General features: G+C 64.4%; 33 protein-coding genes. 16 read left to right on the top strand and 17 right to left on the bottom strand.

The genetic code is table 11. The features are described 5' to 3' along the window. Positions 1-2: 2 nt before the first annotated feature. Both ACM2ZB_RS21465 and ACM2ZB_RS21470 read right to left on the bottom strand, forming a co-directional pair. Positions 3-236, bottom strand: coding sequence for a hypothetical protein (locus ACM2ZB_RS21465; protein ID WP_416056910.1), 234 nt, complete (start codon positions 234-236; stop codon positions 3-5). Further along, positions 223-540: a hypothetical protein gene (locus ACM2ZB_RS21470; RefSeq protein WP_416056911.1), complete on the bottom strand. Its 318-nt coding sequence runs from the start codon at positions 538-540 to the stop codon at positions 223-225. The genes ACM2ZB_RS21465 and ACM2ZB_RS21470 overlap by 14 nt, the downstream gene beginning before the upstream one ends. A gap of 50 nt (positions 541-590) precedes the next feature. Between ACM2ZB_RS21470 and ACM2ZB_RS21475 the strand changes: the two genes are divergently transcribed. Next, positions 591-1,073 (top strand): hypothetical protein, encoded by a 483-nt coding sequence (locus ACM2ZB_RS21475; RefSeq protein ID WP_416056912.1) that lies wholly within the window; start codon positions 591-593, stop codon positions 1,071-1,073. A 5-nt stretch (positions 1,074-1,078) separates the two neighbouring features. Here the strand turns inward: ACM2ZB_RS21475 and ACM2ZB_RS21480 are convergent, their stop codons facing one another. The 13 genes from ACM2ZB_RS21480 to ACM2ZB_RS21540 form a co-directional block, all read right to left on the bottom strand. Next, positions 1,079-1,285 (bottom strand): hypothetical protein, encoded by a 207-nt coding sequence (locus tag ACM2ZB_RS21480; protein WP_416056913.1) that lies wholly within the window; start codon positions 1,283-1,285, stop codon positions 1,079-1,081. Next, the gene (locus tag ACM2ZB_RS21485) at positions 1,278-1,979 is read right to left on the bottom strand and encodes a hypothetical protein (RefSeq protein WP_416056914.1); all 702 of its coding nucleotides are present in this window, start codon (positions 1,977-1,979) and stop codon (positions 1,278-1,280) included. The genes ACM2ZB_RS21480 and ACM2ZB_RS21485 overlap by 8 nt, the downstream gene beginning before the upstream one ends. Beyond that, on the bottom strand, positions 1,972-2,199 hold the full coding sequence (locus ACM2ZB_RS21490; RefSeq protein ID WP_416056915.1) for a hypothetical protein: 228 nt from the start codon (positions 2,197-2,199) through the stop codon (positions 1,972-1,974). Before ACM2ZB_RS21490 ends, ACM2ZB_RS21485 begins: the two co-directional genes overlap by 8 nt. Beyond that, positions 2,192-3,097 carry a hypothetical protein gene (locus tag ACM2ZB_RS21495; RefSeq protein ID WP_416056916.1) on the bottom strand — a complete coding sequence of 302 codons (906 nt, stop codon included), beginning with the start codon at positions 3,095-3,097 and terminating at the stop codon, positions 2,192-2,194. The genes ACM2ZB_RS21490 and ACM2ZB_RS21495 overlap by 8 nt, the downstream gene beginning before the upstream one ends. Next, positions 3,097-3,348 (bottom strand): hypothetical protein, encoded by a 252-nt coding sequence (locus tag ACM2ZB_RS21500; RefSeq protein WP_416056917.1) that lies wholly within the window; start codon positions 3,346-3,348, stop codon positions 3,097-3,099. Before ACM2ZB_RS21500 ends, ACM2ZB_RS21495 begins: the two co-directional genes overlap by 1 nt. A 3-nt stretch (positions 3,349-3,351) precedes the next feature. Continuing rightward, entirely contained in the window at positions 3,352-3,735 is a 384-nt protein-coding gene (locus ACM2ZB_RS21505) for a hypothetical protein (protein WP_416056918.1), read from the bottom strand. Between the two features lie 88 nt (positions 3,736-3,823). Next, positions 3,824-4,066, bottom strand: coding sequence for a hypothetical protein (locus tag ACM2ZB_RS21510; RefSeq protein WP_416056919.1), 243 nt, complete (start codon positions 4,064-4,066; stop codon positions 3,824-3,826). Continuing rightward, on the bottom strand, positions 4,066-4,323 hold the full coding sequence (locus ACM2ZB_RS21515) for a hypothetical protein (protein WP_416056920.1): 258 nt from the start codon (positions 4,321-4,323) through the stop codon (positions 4,066-4,068). The genes ACM2ZB_RS21510 and ACM2ZB_RS21515 overlap by 1 nt, the downstream gene beginning before the upstream one ends. A gap of 68 nt (positions 4,324-4,391) precedes the next feature. Next, positions 4,392-4,820: a hypothetical protein gene (locus ACM2ZB_RS21520; protein WP_416056921.1), complete on the bottom strand. Its 429-nt coding sequence runs from the start codon at positions 4,818-4,820 to the stop codon at positions 4,392-4,394. Then, positions 4,817-5,152 (bottom strand): hypothetical protein, encoded by a 336-nt coding sequence (locus ACM2ZB_RS21525; protein WP_416056922.1) that lies wholly within the window; start codon positions 5,150-5,152, stop codon positions 4,817-4,819. The genes ACM2ZB_RS21520 and ACM2ZB_RS21525 overlap by 4 nt, the downstream gene beginning before the upstream one ends. Next, positions 5,149-5,364 carry a hypothetical protein gene (locus ACM2ZB_RS21530; RefSeq protein ID WP_100436535.1) on the bottom strand — a complete coding sequence of 72 codons (216 nt, stop codon included), beginning with the start codon at positions 5,362-5,364 and terminating at the stop codon, positions 5,149-5,151. Before ACM2ZB_RS21530 ends, ACM2ZB_RS21525 begins: the two co-directional genes overlap by 4 nt. Then, positions 5,361-5,552, bottom strand: a complete 192-nt coding sequence (locus ACM2ZB_RS21535) for a hypothetical protein (RefSeq protein ID WP_059064558.1) — start codon at positions 5,550-5,552, stop codon at positions 5,361-5,363. The genes ACM2ZB_RS21530 and ACM2ZB_RS21535 overlap by 4 nt, the downstream gene beginning before the upstream one ends. A gap of 210 nt (positions 5,553-5,762) precedes the next feature. Further along, a complete protein-coding gene (locus ACM2ZB_RS21540) occupies positions 5,763-6,437 on the bottom strand; it encodes an XRE family transcriptional regulator (RefSeq protein WP_416056923.1) in 675 nt (224 codons plus the stop codon). Positions 6,438-6,558: 121 nt separating this feature from the next. Between ACM2ZB_RS21540 and ACM2ZB_RS21545 the strand changes: the two genes are divergently transcribed. Then, positions 6,559-6,963, top strand: a complete 405-nt coding sequence (locus ACM2ZB_RS21545; RefSeq protein ID WP_416056924.1) for a hypothetical protein — start codon at positions 6,559-6,561, stop codon at positions 6,961-6,963. Positions 6,964-7,196: 233 nt separating this feature from the next. Here ACM2ZB_RS21545 and ACM2ZB_RS21550 read toward each other — a convergent pair whose 3' ends face one another. After that, on the bottom strand, positions 7,197-7,403 hold the full coding sequence (locus ACM2ZB_RS21550) for a hypothetical protein (RefSeq protein ID WP_416056925.1): 207 nt from the start codon (positions 7,401-7,403) through the stop codon (positions 7,197-7,199). Between the two features lie 185 nt (positions 7,404-7,588). Between ACM2ZB_RS21550 and ACM2ZB_RS21555 the strand changes: the two genes are divergently transcribed. The 7 genes from ACM2ZB_RS21555 to ACM2ZB_RS21585 are packed head-to-tail and all read left to right on the top strand — an operon-like array spanning position 7,589 to position 10,623. Next, entirely contained in the window at positions 7,589-8,107 is a 519-nt protein-coding gene (locus ACM2ZB_RS21555; RefSeq protein ID WP_416056926.1) for a hypothetical protein, read from the top strand. Beyond that, complete coding sequence (locus ACM2ZB_RS21560) at positions 8,104-8,415, top strand: winged helix-turn-helix domain-containing protein (RefSeq protein WP_416056927.1); 312 nt, start codon at positions 8,104-8,106, stop codon at positions 8,413-8,415. Before ACM2ZB_RS21555 ends, ACM2ZB_RS21560 begins: the two co-directional genes overlap by 4 nt. 3 nt (positions 8,416-8,418) lie before the next feature. Continuing rightward, on the top strand, positions 8,419-9,297 hold the full coding sequence (locus ACM2ZB_RS21565; protein WP_416056928.1) for a helix-turn-helix domain-containing protein: 879 nt from the start codon (positions 8,419-8,421) through the stop codon (positions 9,295-9,297). A 49-nt stretch (positions 9,298-9,346) separates the two neighbouring features. After that, the gene (locus ACM2ZB_RS21570) at positions 9,347-9,865 is read left to right on the top strand and encodes a hypothetical protein (protein ID WP_416056929.1); all 519 of its coding nucleotides are present in this window, start codon (positions 9,347-9,349) and stop codon (positions 9,863-9,865) included. Next, positions 9,855-10,055, top strand: coding sequence for a hypothetical protein (locus tag ACM2ZB_RS21575; protein ID WP_416056930.1), 201 nt, complete (start codon positions 9,855-9,857; stop codon positions 10,053-10,055). The genes ACM2ZB_RS21570 and ACM2ZB_RS21575 overlap by 11 nt, the downstream gene beginning before the upstream one ends. Then, positions 10,055-10,423: a Ref family recombination enhancement nuclease gene (locus ACM2ZB_RS21580; protein WP_416056931.1), complete on the top strand. Its 369-nt coding sequence runs from the start codon at positions 10,055-10,057 to the stop codon at positions 10,421-10,423. Before ACM2ZB_RS21575 ends, ACM2ZB_RS21580 begins: the two co-directional genes overlap by 1 nt. 59 nt (positions 10,424-10,482) lie before the next feature. Beyond that, positions 10,483-10,623, top strand: a complete 141-nt coding sequence (locus ACM2ZB_RS21585; protein ID WP_416056932.1) for a hypothetical protein — start codon at positions 10,483-10,485, stop codon at positions 10,621-10,623. Positions 10,624-10,754: 131 nt separating this feature from the next. On the opposite strand, the gene ACM2ZB_RS21590 is transcribed toward ACM2ZB_RS21585, so the two are convergent. Next, entirely contained in the window at positions 10,755-11,402 is a 648-nt protein-coding gene (locus ACM2ZB_RS21590; RefSeq protein ID WP_416056933.1) for a hypothetical protein, read from the bottom strand. Positions 11,403-11,800: 398 nt separating this feature from the next. On the opposite strand from ACM2ZB_RS21590, the gene ACM2ZB_RS21595 reads away from it, so the two are divergent. The 7 genes from ACM2ZB_RS21595 (at position 11,801) to ACM2ZB_RS21625 (ending at position 14,961) form a co-directional block, all read left to right on the top strand. Beyond that, positions 11,801-12,499, top strand: a complete 699-nt coding sequence (locus ACM2ZB_RS21595; protein WP_416056934.1) for a hypothetical protein — start codon at positions 11,801-11,803, stop codon at positions 12,497-12,499. Positions 12,500-12,691: 192 nt separating this feature from the next. Continuing rightward, positions 12,692-12,886, top strand: a complete 195-nt coding sequence (locus ACM2ZB_RS21600; RefSeq protein WP_416056935.1) for a hypothetical protein — start codon at positions 12,692-12,694, stop codon at positions 12,884-12,886. Beyond that, on the top strand, positions 12,883-13,347 hold the full coding sequence (locus ACM2ZB_RS21605; RefSeq protein WP_416056936.1) for a lysozyme: 465 nt from the start codon (positions 12,883-12,885) through the stop codon (positions 13,345-13,347). Before ACM2ZB_RS21600 ends, ACM2ZB_RS21605 begins: the two co-directional genes overlap by 4 nt. Continuing rightward, positions 13,344-13,820, top strand: coding sequence for a hypothetical protein (locus ACM2ZB_RS21610; RefSeq protein WP_416056937.1), 477 nt, complete (start codon positions 13,344-13,346; stop codon positions 13,818-13,820). The genes ACM2ZB_RS21605 and ACM2ZB_RS21610 overlap by 4 nt, the downstream gene beginning before the upstream one ends. Continuing rightward, positions 13,817-14,161 (top strand): DUF1064 domain-containing protein, encoded by a 345-nt coding sequence (locus ACM2ZB_RS21615; protein WP_416056938.1) that lies wholly within the window; start codon positions 13,817-13,819, stop codon positions 14,159-14,161. The genes ACM2ZB_RS21610 and ACM2ZB_RS21615 overlap by 4 nt, the downstream gene beginning before the upstream one ends. A gap of 162 nt (positions 14,162-14,323) precedes the next feature. After that, the gene (locus tag ACM2ZB_RS21620; RefSeq protein ID WP_416056939.1) at positions 14,324-14,614 is read left to right on the top strand and encodes a hypothetical protein; all 291 of its coding nucleotides are present in this window, start codon (positions 14,324-14,326) and stop codon (positions 14,612-14,614) included. Continuing rightward, positions 14,614-14,961, top strand: coding sequence for an HNH endonuclease (locus ACM2ZB_RS21625; protein ID WP_416056940.1), 348 nt, complete (start codon positions 14,614-14,616; stop codon positions 14,959-14,961). Before ACM2ZB_RS21620 ends, ACM2ZB_RS21625 begins: the two co-directional genes overlap by 1 nt. The last annotated feature ends 150 nt before the right edge of the window (positions 14,962-15,111 follow it).

Here is a 15,111-nt window from a genome sequence, read left to right on the forward strand (position 1 = left end):
GGTCATGGCTTCCGCAATGCTCGCAGATGCCCATGTCCGCGCAGGTGATTGCGGTACGCCTCGACCGATGCAGCCCATGCGGCCTTTGCCACTTCAGGGCCGGCAGCAATAACGTGGCCGCGACTATCGATTACTGCGAGTTGGGCAGGACGGCCTTCGCCGTCGGTGACGGTGATACCTTCAAAAATCACCGCCCCGATCGTCGGTGGCCCGGCGAGTTTTTCAGCTGCACCCATGGCCGCCTCCCGCCGCGCGCTGCATCTGTGGCGATTCTTCCGCCAGTCCGAGCTTGAACTGCACCACGTTGTCGACGACTGCTGGCGCTGATGCTGTGCGCGTGCTCCGCGCCGGCCTGTTGATCCGCCGCCACTCGGCCAGTGTCGCCTCGGCGTCTGCCTTCTTGCTGGTCGACCTGCAGCAGCATTCGACCAGGTGACCACCACCGGCGGCGGGGCCGCGCAGGTCGTGGATGTGGCGCGCGCGGTGGCCGGCGGCGCAGTTGGGCAGGCCTTCGGGATGGCTGATCTGCTTCTGTGTCATGTGTCAGCTCCGTTGCAATTGGGGCAAGTTGCGGCGATACACTGGGGTGCATGAGTCAATATGCGAACTCGACGCATGCGGAGTTGTGGCTTCGGGCCAAGGCTGAGGCTGGCGTTCTTCGACAGAGCGCTGCGGTGCAGGACTTGGTTTTGGCGAAGAAGCCGACGACGCTGCGGCAGCGTCAGCAGATACGGGCCGCGATGGCCCCAGGCGCTGATCGGTCGCTGGCCGATCTGCTGGATGCACTGGCCAGGCAGGTTCACCACGGTGAGCACCTGGAGGGTGATTCGGCGCAGCTTTTGAAGGCGCCCGGCGCAAGCCTGCTGTCCGTGTTCGGCCCGCGGCTGGCCATGGGGCAGAGGAACACTCGGCACTTGGTGGTGCTGGAAGCGGCAAACCTGGTGTTGGGGAAGCGCGCCGAGGTTTGGCTGCAGGCTGGTGAGCCTGGGGCGACCCGGCATGACCGAGCGACCGCCAGCAATCAGGGCTTGGCAGCTGTGCTGGGCGAGCTTGAGGCCGAGCGGAAGCGCTAGAGCGTTCATGCGAACAGATCCTGTTGGAGCGGCCGAGCCGGCGTGGCAGGCGCTGCCGGCAGTGGCGCAGGTGCAGAGGCGCGCATGCGCGCGCGCTGTGCTGCGCGGAAGGCGAACCAGAAGCCGAGGCCGAGCCGGCGTGCGCGGCATTCCGTGATGAATACCCGCGCGGTGTGCTTCGCCTGTGCAGCGGTGAGCAGCTGGTCAGCCATGGTTGGCCTCCGTCTGATTCACCCGCATGGCAGAATGCAGCTCAATCCAAAGGGAGGAGCCTGAATGGGTGTGTTGGATGGAATAAGTCAGTGCTGGTGGCTTGGTGAAACATGTGCCGTGAACTGGAATGCTTGGGCAGCAATAGGAACCGTTGCGGCGGTTTTCACGGCGATTTTTGCTCCATCCGTGCAACGACTGTTGATCAGACGAAAAGCGAATGCACTTTTCGCGCTCGCCTATCGAGGGGACGTACTTACTGTCCTTGTCAAGTTGGCCTCCATCCGAGAGCGATTCCCACTTCACGAGGAGGAAGGGGCTGCGTGGGCCGCGCAAGAGCTTCTCCAACGGGAAGAGTCTGCTCGAATGGAACTCTTGGCGAAGGCCAGGTCTCTCGACGTTCTCACGAGGAGAGAGCTTGATATGAGTAAGTGGCCGGCTGTGGACCTCGATCTTGCGGCTACGCTGGCACGTGCGATGGAATCGGTTCGACACTTTCAAACTGGCGCGGAGGTTCTTGCGGTTCCAGAAGGCGACCGCAACTGGGAACTGATGTTTGGCACCATAGATGAGGCACTTCGCGAGGCTCTGGCGATGATTGATCGAGCAGAGCTGTCCTTGATGAAAGCCCTTGTTGCGATGCCAAAGACCTAGCACAGCTGGTCGCATCTCGCGGTAGTTGTAGACGTCAGCCATTGCGCACCGCCGTGTCGGTGGTGATCGCCTTGATGGACGCCACGCCCACGACGCGGATCCCGCGCTTGTCTAGGGCGCCATGCAGTTCGGCGAGTGCGCTTGCGGCTGCCTGCCGATACACCTGGTCCAACTGGCAGCCCTCGCCCCAGGAACCGGCGCGGACCTCCACGGTGACCTGCACCAGGGCGGAGGTGGACGTGCGGATGGTCGGCTTAGCCATTGCCCAGCGCCTGGCTGTCGAGCAGATACATCTCGTGCGCGACGCGGTTGTCTGCCATCTTCGTGCGCTCGTCGCGGTACTTGGCGCAGTCCAGCCACGTGTCCATATCGGCGCGGCTGGGCCTGTATGCCTTGGTAAAGAAGGTGTAGCCACCGCAGCACTGATAGCCATGCCAGCCACCGGCATGCGGTCCAAGGCGGATTGCGAGCGCGGACGAGCCGTCGCCGTATCGAACCAGGTCGCCCTCGCGCGGCCAGTCTTCGGCGGCGGCGAGATCTCCCGGCAGCGGGGTATCGAAGTGCAGCGCGTTCTTGGCCTCCTGCTTCGCCCGGATCCTTGCCATCACATCGGGCTGATTGATGCGATCCAGTTCGGCCTGGCCATTTGCGTGCATGTCCAGCCCCGCCACCCAGCAGTAGCCGGCCAAGGTGACCATGACGCCGCCGACTTCCTGTGCGGGCTCGCCGACCGGGCGACCGAACACGTAGTCGACCAGCGTGGCCACGCGCCTCTTGTCGTAGCCATGGGCCTGCAGCAGCTCCAACACCTCTTCCAGCAGGCGGTCGCCACGCTCGGTCATGTTGCTGTAGAGCGATGGCAGGAAGCACTCGCCCATCCATTCGGCCACGCCAGCCTGGAAGGTGTGGCCGGCCTGCGCGGACGGGGCGATGGCCGGAGAGGTTCCATCCAACAGGATGCAGCCCTCTTCCTCCACATCAACGCACTCGCAGTACAGGCCAGGCCCGCTGTGTCCTGTTTCGCTCTGGAAAATGCGGACGCGGCCGCGATCTTCGAATGGCACACCCAGCTCCGGTGTCCCTGCCATCAACAGTGCTTCGTGCAGCTGGCACGCGGTCAGTTCAATGCCGCCTGTGTTGTAGCTCTGCTCGCTGGTCATCAGCGTTCGTCCTTTGGAAGTTGAATGCACCCGCCTGGGCGCACTGTTGAAAGCGTGGGTGTCGACGGAGCAGTTCTGCCTGCTCGCTGTTCGAGTTCCTCGGCCCTGGCGACGTAGTAGGCGTACCGGTCCAATCGCACCGCGTCGGGGAACTGGAAGGCACGCAGCGCCTCTTCGGCTTGGATCCGCCAGGCGCGTGCTTCGCGCCCGGGGTCGTCATCGAAAATGTCCAGCTGCGCGGACTTCGCCATGGATCAGGCCTTGTCGACCGCGCGGTGGCGGCTGTAGCCGACGCCCTCAATGGGGATGCCGCACCAGGTCATGCCGTCCAACGCGACGGGCTCGGGCTTGGCGTCGCGCCAACGCTCCTTCGATCCGGCTTTGCGGCGCTCCTGCCACTCGGCCTTTGCCTGGTCGCGGTGGGGCTTCTGCATGCGGGCCCGGACCCTGCGCTGGCAGTGCATGAGGTCCGAAGCCTGCAGAACGATGCTGGCGGGCTTGTGCCCCTTGGCTACGGTGTAGCCCTCGACGTAGCCGGCGACCTGTTCGCGGATCAGTTCGATCCGTGGGCGCTCGCCGTTGTCCAACTTGGGGAACTCGGGTTCGTGGTGGAAATCGACAACGACGGAAGCGGTCATGGCTGCTCTCGATCAATGGCGGAAGTGGGTAGCCGACTTGTGGAAGTCCGGCCGGCGCGGAGCCCGGTTGCCCCGGGCGGGCGGTTGCTCAGTGGGTGTCGTCTGCGGAAAGCGGCGCGCGCTGTCGTTCGGCCGCGCGCTGTCGCATTTCCTCGCGGAAGGCGGGCCAGTTCCGCACCAGGTCGCGCAGGCCGCACCAGGTGAAGAAGACGACTCCAGCGGAGAAGGGCGGGAGGAACGACGCGGCGCCGGTGTAGATGGCGCGCGCGAGCATCGCCAGCAGCAGTCCGACGATGACGGCGCAGTAGAAGGGCAGGGCCAGGTGGCGCATCACTCGACCCCGCACAGGTGGCCCGGGGTGGCGTCAGCCAACCACGCGCGCATGGTGGTCATTACGCCGGTCGGCTGCTCGTCCTCGTCGGTCTCCGGAACCGGCTTGTCCAGTTCGGCGTCGGTGACCAGGTAGGGGTAGCCGTCTTCGCAGGCCTCGCCTAAGTCGAACTCATACAGGCGCGCCGCTTCCTCGGCCGTCGCGGCGGCGTAGATCGTCGGCATGTCATCGACGTAGAAGGCTTTCAGCTGAGTCATGGTGATTGCTCCTGGCGGGGTGATGGGCGGGATGCCGACGGCCATGGCGGCGAAGAAGTCGGGGTCGGTCACGGCAAGTCGTCTCCTTGGTACAGGCCGAACCCGCTGACGCATGCGCCTTGGCAGTCGCCGCTCACTGCATCGCCACGGAGGACGTTGATAGCCGCCATCTGATCCGCGACCGCCGCCCGCACCTGCGGGGCTGAATCGCCGTCCATTCCTGGGATCGCCAGAAGCTGGCGAGCCAGCCAGATGGCACGGAAATGGCTCGGGATCGCGCGCTGGATAGATGCGCCGCTCGGGAGGTGGGTGATGCCCCAGTCGCCGTAGTCCGCCTCGCCTTGCCCCGCCAGCAGCAGCGACTCGTCATCGCTGATTGCGTGGTGGCAGAACAGCGGACCGATACGGAACCCGGTGAACGGACGGGCCTCATTCGGGTTGTGTCGCTGGGCGTCGTCGCCGCAGGGCAGGACGATGGTCTGCACGGTGGCGGTCATGCGGCACCGCCTTCTACGCGGATGCTGGGCTTGCCGGCGACTTCGACCGATGGGTAGAAAACTCGGTACTTGCCGGTTTTCAGGTTCTTGGTGCGCACATTGATCGACGCCCACGGCTTTCCGTTGCAGCTGAGGTGCAGGTGGACCGTGGTGCTAACGATCAACGCCTCTCGTTCGACGGGTGGGTGGCCATAGCGTTGCGAGCGAACGATGCAGCGCGCACCTGGCGGGTATGCGTCCCAGCCGGCGTCAAATGCGTCCATTGCCGCGCCTTCCAGCGCCGAGAGATGAGTGTCCAGAGCCGGATGATCGTCGCGATACTGGCGGCTCATGCAGCACCGCCTTGGGCGCGCGCATCGAGACGCGCTGCAGCAACTGCACCCGCAACGCTCTGGCCGTGCAGGAGGACACCGGCGGCTGCGTGACCGGCCACATAGCGCACCAGCTCGGGGCGCACGCCCCAGCGTCCAGCGGCGCGGCGCACGATGCCGGCGGCGGCTGCCGCGCGCTGTACGGGGGAGTGGTTGGCGATGACGGCGCTCATGCGGCGGCGTCCTGGCTTTCGCCGCGCAGCTGCTGGGCAGCGGCGATCAGGGCGCGCGCTGCAGCGGTTGCCTCGTCGGCGGTGTAGTAGATCCGGGCGGCGCCGAAGTTCTGGACGACCTTCCCGCTGACCGTGTCAGCCTTGGCGGTGCCGGGCGCGGTTTCGGTGTTGAGGGCCAGAGTGGCCATGGTTGATCTCCTGCGCCCGGCCCCGGGATGGGGTGGTGTTGGGCGACGGAGCAAGACTACGGAATTCCGTATTGGGGTGTCAAACGGAATTCCGTAGTGGATTCTGAACATACGGAATTCGGTTCATCTTTGACCGAATTGAGCGTGACCATCGGAACGAAAAAGCCCCGCTATGCGGGGCTCCTTCTTTGTCCCAATTTGGGACGCAACTTAGAACTTTCGCAGACCTGCGTGGATCAGGGCCTTGCCGAGGATGCTCACATCGCCAGGATCTGGCCGATAGGCGGGGAAGTCCGTGTTGACGCTGACCACATAGAGCCCATCGCCGCGCTTCTGCAGCATCTTGATCTGCGTCTCGCCACCTATGTTGATCAGGTAGTAGTCGTCGCCGTCGAAGTAGTCGCAGCTTGTGTCGATCCACACAATGTCGCCGTCTTCCAGCTTGGGCCGCATAGAGGGCCCCCTACCAGTGATGAGCTGGATACGGCCAGGCTGGGGCAGGTAGCCGAGCTTCCTGCGGACTTCCCATTCGGCGACCTCGATGGTCTTCACTACCTCCGGGTAGTCCTGGTTGACCATCCCTGCTCCCATCCCCGCACTCCCTTCAAACAAGTCGAAGCGAACATAGCCGGGAGGCGTCTCAGTCTCCGAGAACGGTGCGACAGAACGATCTTCTATGGTCTTCGGACCTTTGCCGCTTTCCAGCCAGTCCGCGTGGACGCCAAGGCGGGAGGCGATCTTGTGCAAGGCCGTGCTGGACTTTGACAGGCCCAGTTCAAGGTTGGAAAGGGTTGTCGAGGCAATGCCGGCGAACTTCGCCAGTTCGGCACGGCTAATCCCGCGCGCCTCGCGCTCGGCGCGAATTCTGCTGCCAATGGTCTCCATTTTGGTATTTGAACGGAATGCCGTAACGGAATGCCGTTGACTGCATGCTACGGAATACCGTAGTGTGGCCGGTATGGACAAATCATGGGCGTGCATCATTGGGGAGCTTCAGTCGGGGGGCATGACGTATGCCCAGATCGGCGAGGCGATTGGCTCAGCCGGATCGACGGTCGGTGATCTCGCGTCTGGGCGCTCACAGTCGCCTCGAGCGGCCGCAGCTCTGGCGTTGTTGAAGCTGTACGCAAAACGAGCCGCGCCGGAATGCTCGGCGGCGGTCACGGGGCCGGTCGTCGGCCGAATCAGTAAACGCGCGCTGCGCGCCAAGCTGGGTCTGAGCACTGATAAGCAGCTGGCCAAGGTTCTGCAGCTGCCTGTGGAAGAAGTGAGCGCCTGGGCGGATGAGGACATGGTCCCGGCCCTGCCGCAGGTGCTGCAACTGCTTGGGCACACCGAGCAGCAGGAGCCGGCCAAGCCGGCAAATGACGATCCCGATGCAGACCGCATCGCCCCAATTGAGGTGGCCTGAAATGCTCGTGTCCGACAAGTGGAACCCCCGGCTGTGGCTGAGGGACTGGTTGAACCAGCCGTCGCTGGCGGAGTTGGAAGAGCGGGAGGTAGCGCAGGCAGTTGGACGCCAGATGGTTGCTGCACTGGCAACGGAGCGGACAACCATGGCGGCAACTGATGCCGCCATGGCCAACGGAATCGAAGGGCTGCAGAAAAGTACCTTCCTCGCGGACCGATTCCGGGTGTCGCGTCTCAGCGAATCGCCAGGAACTCCTTCAAACGAGCTTCCACCGCAGCGGCAGTCACCGGCTCCGAGTTCGGCGTGCCCGCTTTGAGCATGTCGAGGACCTCCTGTTCGAAGTTCGGAATGGTTGCCTTGGCGTGCCTCACGAGCACAGCAGTGATGGCTTCCAGGGTACTCACTCCGATGAGCAGGCTGTTCCTCAGTTCGGTTTCCATGTCGCCCTCCTTGCGGGCTGTTCGTGTGGAAACGCCAGCGTAACGCAAGGAGGGCGACGCCCGTCGTCCGTGAGTTGTTGATCTCCATGGCGCCCATCGTGCGCCGCCCCTGAGAGCCTGTCATGAAGCCCAAGCCCCATTTCCTGCCCAAGCGCCAGACGGTGATCTACGGATTCACCGAGCAGATGCTGCGCGACACGGGCTCCAACCGCCGCAGTTTTGCGATGGCGGTGGCCGATACCTACCTGTCGCTGCTGGGCGAGGACGACCGTGAGGTTCCGTTCCGCATCACGCTCGGCGGTGACGGTGACGCGGACAAGAAGCACAACGGGCAGATCCTGGGCCGCTACCTCGACGGCGTGGTGAAGACTCTGCCCGCCGATCTGGAAGACGCGTGGGTGCTGAGCCTGCCGGAGCCGTACCGCAGCAGTTGTGAGCGTGAGCTTGCAAGGCGCCGCGGCATCCTGCCGATCCGCATGGACGCCATCGAAACGTCAGCCGATACGACCGGCGTCGGCCAGCTGATGAAGGATTTCGGTGACTTGTGTGCCGCAATCAGCCCTGCGGTTGCCGACGGTGTGATTGATGAAAAGGACCGTCCCCACGGGCACAAGATCATCAACGAGTGCGATGACATGGTCATCAGCGCTCTGACCTTCCGCAAGGCCGTCATCCGCGCCATGGGGCTGGAGATGGCCCGATGAACCATCCCGCTCGCTCCACCGACCCCACCACCAGTCACGAAGCCGCACGTCACGTGGTCGACAGTGGCCTCCAGGCCGACCAGCAAGCCGTTGCGCTCGCGGCGGTAAAGCTGGCGTCGGGGCTGACCAGCAATGAGCTGGCTCAGCGAACGAACCTCGACCGCTACATGCTTGCTCGTCGGCTGCCAGAACTGGCGGAAGAGGGCCTGGTGTGGCGTGGCCCGAAGAAGCCCTGCGCGGTGAGCCGCCGCAGCGCATGCACCTGGTGGGCCGTTGCGCCGGGCCAGACGTATCCGATGGCGGTCTGATCCATGAGCATTTCCCTGATGACAGCCGCATGGCGTCTTGACCTGCCAGCGTCGCCAAAGCTGGTGCTCCTGGCCCTGTGTGACTGGGCGAACGATGAGGGCGCCAGCCTGCATCCGTCCGTCAAGGCGGTGGCTATCCGCGCGTCGATGAGCGAGCGCAATGCCAAGCGGGTTCTACACACACTGATCGAAGCTGGGTGGCTCTCCGTGGTGGGCAATTCGCTGGGTGGAAAGCCCGGGATGACGCGTCAATACCAGCTCAACGCCGCCGCGATCGTGCGCGGGTCACTCAACCCCACGGGTGACAACTTGTCACGGGTGACAAATCAGGCACGGACGGGTGACACCACGGGTAAGGGACGGGTGACAAATGAGGCAGAGACGGGTGACACCCGTGTCACCCAAACCACCATAGATCCATCAGTAGAACCACCAAAAGCAAAGAAGCGCGCTAGCGCGCCCGCCGTCGCTGCGGTGGATCTCGATTTCTCGACCTGGCCCAACGCGCCTTCGCCGCAGGTCCTTGGTGACTGGCTCCACCTCCGCCGCCAGCGCCGCGCACCGGTCACGCCAACCGTGCTGGAGAGCTTTGGCCGCGAGCTGCATCTGGCTGCGGCCATGGGATTCACCGTCGATCAGTGCCTGGCGAAGTGCTGCACCCGCAACTGGCAGGGCTTCGAAGCCGCATGGCTGGAGCGCGACATTCCGACCAACTCCCGAACCAATGGAGGTTCCAATGCAAGCCATCACGTCGGTTCTGCCGGCCGCACCGATCAGCTCCACCAGCAGTTCCTCGCCGGTAGACGGGGCCAAGGCGGTGGTGGCGGGCTTGGCGGCGATGCCGGAGAGGTCATCGACGGAGATTTCAACGTCGTCCGCTGAGCCCCTCAGCGAGGAGGTAGGCGATTACCTGTTCACGTTCTGGAAGCAGATGGGCTCGATGTTTCCGGGCACCTGGGAGCGGCAGAACGGCGTGGCACCGGTGAACAAGGCGGGTGTTCTGACCATCGCGGGCAACACCTGGTTTCAGGTGCTCAAGGGGCGAAGCCGCGCGCTGCATGCACGGGGCATGGCCTGTTGCCTGAGCGAGGGCAGGGAGTGGCCGCCGAACCCGGGCCGGTTCTTGGCGATGTGCTTGGACATTCCGGTCATGACCGCTGTGGAGCGGGAGATGGCGCCGGGGCGACCGCAGAGCGGGTTCACGGTGCTGGTGCGCTCGATGCTGGACCTGCACGTCTACGCCAGCGCAGACAGCGGGTTCCAGCAGCGCCAGATGCTGAGCGAGGCCTACGAACGCGCGGTGCGCCATGTGGTGGACGGCAAGCCCGTGCCGGAGCCGTTGCTGGCAATCGAACAGGAGAAGCACGGCGTTCGGCCGGTCCGCGATCGCGAGTTGGCGCGCGCTGCGATGGAGCGGGCCGCCGCGGAGCTGAACTTCGATGGTTACTGAGGCGGAGCTGGCGCAGGCCGAGCAGGCCGGCCGCTGGGCGCGCGAATCGTGCCGCGACCGGGCATCGGCCCCGCGTTACGAGATGGGCCAGGACGGGGTGAGGCGTCAGCAGCGCTGGAGGGCCGGTTGGGACAAGCGGGACCAGGAACTGAGCGCGGCACGCCGCACCACGACGAGGAAGAAGCGCTGATGTGGTCGAAGGCACCGCCGCCGACGAAGGAAGAGTCGATCCGGATCGAGCTGGCAAAGACCGGGCCGTGCATGGCCTGCCTAGCACTGCTGGAGCAACAACTGCTGGAAGCGGAGTTGGTGGTCTACGGCTGCGACTACAACCACGCCAAGAGCGGGAACCGTCGGCGCGGCCACTTCTTCGGTTTCGCGCTCTGCGTATGGCACCACCGCCGCATACCGATGGAGGGGAACACCTTCGCATCGATGCGACAGATCTACGGCCCGAGCCTGCTGGATGGCTCGCGGACCTTCCACGAGACGTACGGCTCCGACGACGAGCTGATTGCAAACCAGACCTACATCAACGAACTGAGGGCGGCAGCATGAAGACAACGAAGAAACTGGCACCGAGGTTGAACCCTCAGATCGCGCCCAGGGAGCGGCGGATGGACCACAACACGGTGTCCCGGCCCAAGCGAGCCAATGCACGTGTGCTCGCCGATGGCCAGGTCGAGACGGTGGAGCAGTTCGAGGCACGCGGCGGGCAGGTGCAGCGCCTGACGTGTGGCTGGGAGCAGGTAGTGTGAGCAGATCCGACATTCGGACCGCCGCGCTGACGTTTAAAGCCCTGCAATCTGGAAAGCGCCGACCGGCAATCCGGCGGGAAAGGTCTGCCTGCCAAAATCTTGCACTGGACGAGGCATGTGACGCCGGGCTTTCAATGAAACGAAATATCGGAGTTCTCGCAATCAAAGCTGGCCCGATCTGGAATGCCCAAGAGGATATCGAACTGATCAAGAACGTTGGCGCAGCTGCTACGAATTTGCAGAAGCTGAGCGTTGTAGCGATCGACGGACTCTTGATCCTTCAAGTACCGCTTAACTCCGTCATTTCCACTTCGTCCGATTTTCCGGGCCATCAAGGATGCCCCAATTGCTTTCGTAGCCGCTTCCGATGCGATAGGCCCGATAACATGCAGATCACGCATATGGTCATAGATGGTCTGGGGAATGGTGTACCCGTCCACACCGAACATGACTACTGGACCCTCGACATCCTCGGCTTTCTCGGCCCAGCGCGAGAAATCCTTGTACAGAAAGGACGCCATACTTCTGGCTTTGGCGAGTTCTTCAAGCTCCTTCTGTTGCATTTCCGAACGCCGTTGCCACCTGGCAATGAGTGCGGCAGCTATGATCGCGGCGATGCTACCGACCGCCTGCACCCAAGCTGGCCATATTTGCCCAGCCTCTTTGTCCACCCAGATGCGCACGGGATAGAGAGCGAGCGCGTAGGCGGAAACAAACCCAATCGCTATGCAGGTCCACATCAGAACAACGTTGATCCAACGTACGGGCTCTCTCGCCACAGCAATCTCTCCTTGAAGAAAGAGGCGATTCTAGTCGCTGCGCGGCCAGTCAGGGCGGGCAGCGTAGTGGCCCGCAGGACAAGTCCTGTCCCGGCCTTGCGTCCATGACAAACGCCGGCCGGGTGGACAGGTCGTGATGCGCATCACGGGTGGTCCCGAGCCCGGCAGAAAGGTCGCGGGCTCTGCGACGGATGGGGAACAAGCTGGCTGGATGGACCTGACCCGCTATGACGAGAAGGCGCTGGGGCTGCTGACCGGCGTCCAGCAGGGGTAGCCGAAATGCGATGGAACCGGGCCTGGACGCCCCCGGGCCTGCGTAGGGCGGCCGAGCAAGCGCTGCGCCGATCACGCGTGCTGCGCCTCGAAATCAACCGACGAGAACGAACAAGGGGAAAGGCATGAATAACGCGCGCGAGCTGCTGTCCAGCCGCACAGGGCCAAGGACCATGAGTTTTGACGGGAGCGTAGGTGGCCCGTCCACCGAGGAGATCCTCGCCGCGCTGGCCTATGTGCCGGACGGTCTTGGCCGTGAGCTGCTGGAGGCGCTGTGGTGGCCGGAGAGTGGTCAGCGGAGGCGCGAGCAGCTGCGCCAGGCGGTTGTCTCACTGGTCGCGCCCGAATTCACCCGCCAGATGCACGAGCTGGCCGATGCCCGCACGGAGTTTGGTATCGCCAAGGCCAGCATGGGCTGGTGCGGCGGCATGGTCACAGACGGGCAGCGGCGCGAGCTGCGCCGCGCAGAGGCAGCGCTGGATGACGCGCGCGCTGCGGCATGGCCGAACAACACGATGGAGCAGCTTGGGGTTCTGGCTGGGGCGGTGATCGCGGAGATGGTCGGGGCATGCGAGTGCGAGCGTTGCGGCGGCAGGAAGGTTGTTCCAGATCCGGCGGGCGCAGGTGTAGTGAACTGCGGAGACTGCGGCGGGAGTGGCTGCGAGCCCTTGAGCGGCCGAAAGCGCGCCGGCGCCATCGGGGCGGATTGGTCGGCCTACAGCCGGTTCTGGCGGCCGGTCTATGAGTGGATGCTTGCCAACTTCCGCGCGGCCGAGGCGCGCGCTGCACGGCAGTTCAGCAAGGCGCTCACGATGACGGCGTAACGATGACTTCCTAGGTCATCGAAATAGGCGGCAATCTTGCCACCATCCAATCGCAAGCCCCGGCCCAGCCGGGGCTTTTTCTTTGCCCGCGTCCCAGCCGGACAAACTCTCGTGCCCAGCCGGCGCTAGGGGCGGGCACCCATCAACCGGGAGGGGCTTATGCCGAACCGGACAAGTCACGGGGCCACCATGATGGACGAGATCATCAGCACTGCGGCCGGTGCCGTGGCCAAAGCCGCACCGCCGGTAACCGTCGCCGGCGCCGTCGCTGCGGGCGCGGATCTAGACCGCGTGGTGGTGGTGTTGACCATCGTTTATCTCGTTGGCCAGATCGCTTACCTCGGGTGGCGCTGGGTCCGCGAGTGGCGGCAGAGGGCGCAGGCATGAAGGCGAAAATCATCGGCGGGACTGTCGCAGCCGTTATTGCCCTGTCCGCCGCTGTGCTGGTCAAGCCGCGCGAGGGCTATGCACCGACGCCCTACATCGACATGGTCGGTGTCGCGACGTACTGCTACGGCGATACGGACAAGCCGGACAAGGCGTACTACACCGAGGCGGAGTGTGCTGCGCGGCTCAACAGCCGCCTGGGCGAGTACCTCACCGGCATACAGGCCTGCATCCATGTCCCGCTGGAACAGCACGAGTGGGCAGCACTGCTGAGCTGGTCCTACAACGTCGGGACCACCGCAGCCTGTGGCTCTTCGCTGGTGCGCAACATCAACAGCGGGCGACCCGCCTCAGCCTGGTGCGCAGAGCTAGACCGGTGGGTCTATGCAGGTGGGAAACGCGTGCAGGGCCTGGTGAACCGTCGAGCGGCTGAGCGTCGGATGTGCGAGGGGCGGTCATGAATCGCATCGTTATTGCCATCGTCGCATTCGTCGTTTGGTCCGCAGCAATGTTCGGCGCTGGCTGGGCATGGCGCGGTGACCGATCTGAGGGTGTAGCCGCCCAGCAACGCGCGGCCGGCGCTGAGGCAGTCGCCGACCAGGTGAATAAGACCCGCGCCACCGAGCAGAGCACAGCCCTGCAGCTGGCCGACATTGGAGCCAAGCATGAAGAAGACCGGACTGCGGCCGAGGCCGTCCCTGCTGCTGTTGTGGCTGGCCTGCGCAGCGGCAATCTCCGCCTGCGCGACGACCTCGCCACCTGCCACACCGCTCGCCTGTCCGAAGCTGCCGCCGGCGCCGTCGAACGTGATGCGCGCGCCGAACTACGTCCAGAGGTTGTCGGAGCTGCTGTTCGAATCGTCACCGACGCCGAAGACCATGTCCGAGCCTGCCAAGCGGTGATCGCTGCTGACCGGCAGCCGGTGACGCAATGAACGGCCGGATGCTGGCGCTGGGCCGGTTGAAGGCCGGCGAGATGAACAAGACCGAGGCGGCGTATGCCTCGCGGCTGAGCGCGCTGCAGGCTGCCGGCGAAATCCAATGGCACCGCTTCGAGGGCCTGAAGCTACGTCTGGCGGACAACACGTTCTACACCCCGGACTTTGCGGTCATGGCAGCCGACGGCGTCATGGAGTGCCACGAGGTGAAGGGCCATTGGCAGGACGATGCAAGGGCCAAGATCAAGATCGCCGCGTCCATGTATCCGTTCCGCTTCATCGCGGTGAAGGTCAAGGCCAAGCGGGACGGCGGCGGCTGGGCAGTGGAGGAGTTCTGATGGCTGGAGCAGTGACGGCTACCGTCCGCATGCGCTGGTGGCTGCGGTGCTACTTGGCCGCGGTGGTGTGGTTTGCCAGGACGACGGGCATGGAACCGGACTGGGAACGGGTCGAGGGATGGATACGCCGCGGCTTGGTACTGCGAACGACGAGGGTTGCTGATGGACGTTCCACAGATTGAAGAGCTGGCGGCAGCACTGGCCGCTGAGCAGGCTGCGCGCGCTGCAGCAGTCACCGCCTTGGCCGCGCGCATCGATGGCAGCACAGACGCTCGCATCGATCGCCTGGTCGGGATCATCGAGCAGCAGGGCAAGCAGATGGCCGAGCTGGCAACGCATGTCGGTCTGCTTGTCCAGGCGGTGGCCCTCTTGTTGGGCGAGGAGGCAGGCGCACCGGTGCAGGACGAGGGTGCCGAGCCGGAGCGCGTCGACCTGGACGGGAACCCGTACTGATGGCCGGCCTGGCAGGCAATCGCCAAGCTAAGCGCGCGTTACCAACGAACAGCAGGGCATGGCGCGCGCTGCGGGAAACCATCCTGCTGCGCGACCTGTACCGGTGCCAGGAGCAGGGCTGTGGCGTGTTGTGCGCCGGCAAGGGGCAGGCCCACGTCGACCACGCGGACGGCGATCCGAACAACAACTCCCCGGAGAACCTTCGGACGCTGTGCGTCAGCTGTCACAGCAGGAAGACCGCACGGGAGGATGGCGGCTTCGGCAACACAGAACACGTTCTGGTCGGTTGCGACGCCGATGGATGGCCCTTGGTGGCGCCACGGCAGGGCCCCGCGCGGCCGAAGTAGGCGGCATGCATATGCACAGGTTATCCACAGAAACCTGAACGGGGGGCGAAAAAGTTTGGGTCGATTTGCCAGCGATACGTGCGCCCCCCCAAACGCACGCATCCACAGTTGGAAAGACGACCCCCATTCCTGAACAAGCATTGCTTTGTT

It is taken from the genome of Stenotrophomonas maltophilia, assembly GCF_047782825.1.
Lineage (GTDB): Bacteria > Pseudomonadota > Gammaproteobacteria > Xanthomonadales > Xanthomonadaceae > Stenotrophomonas.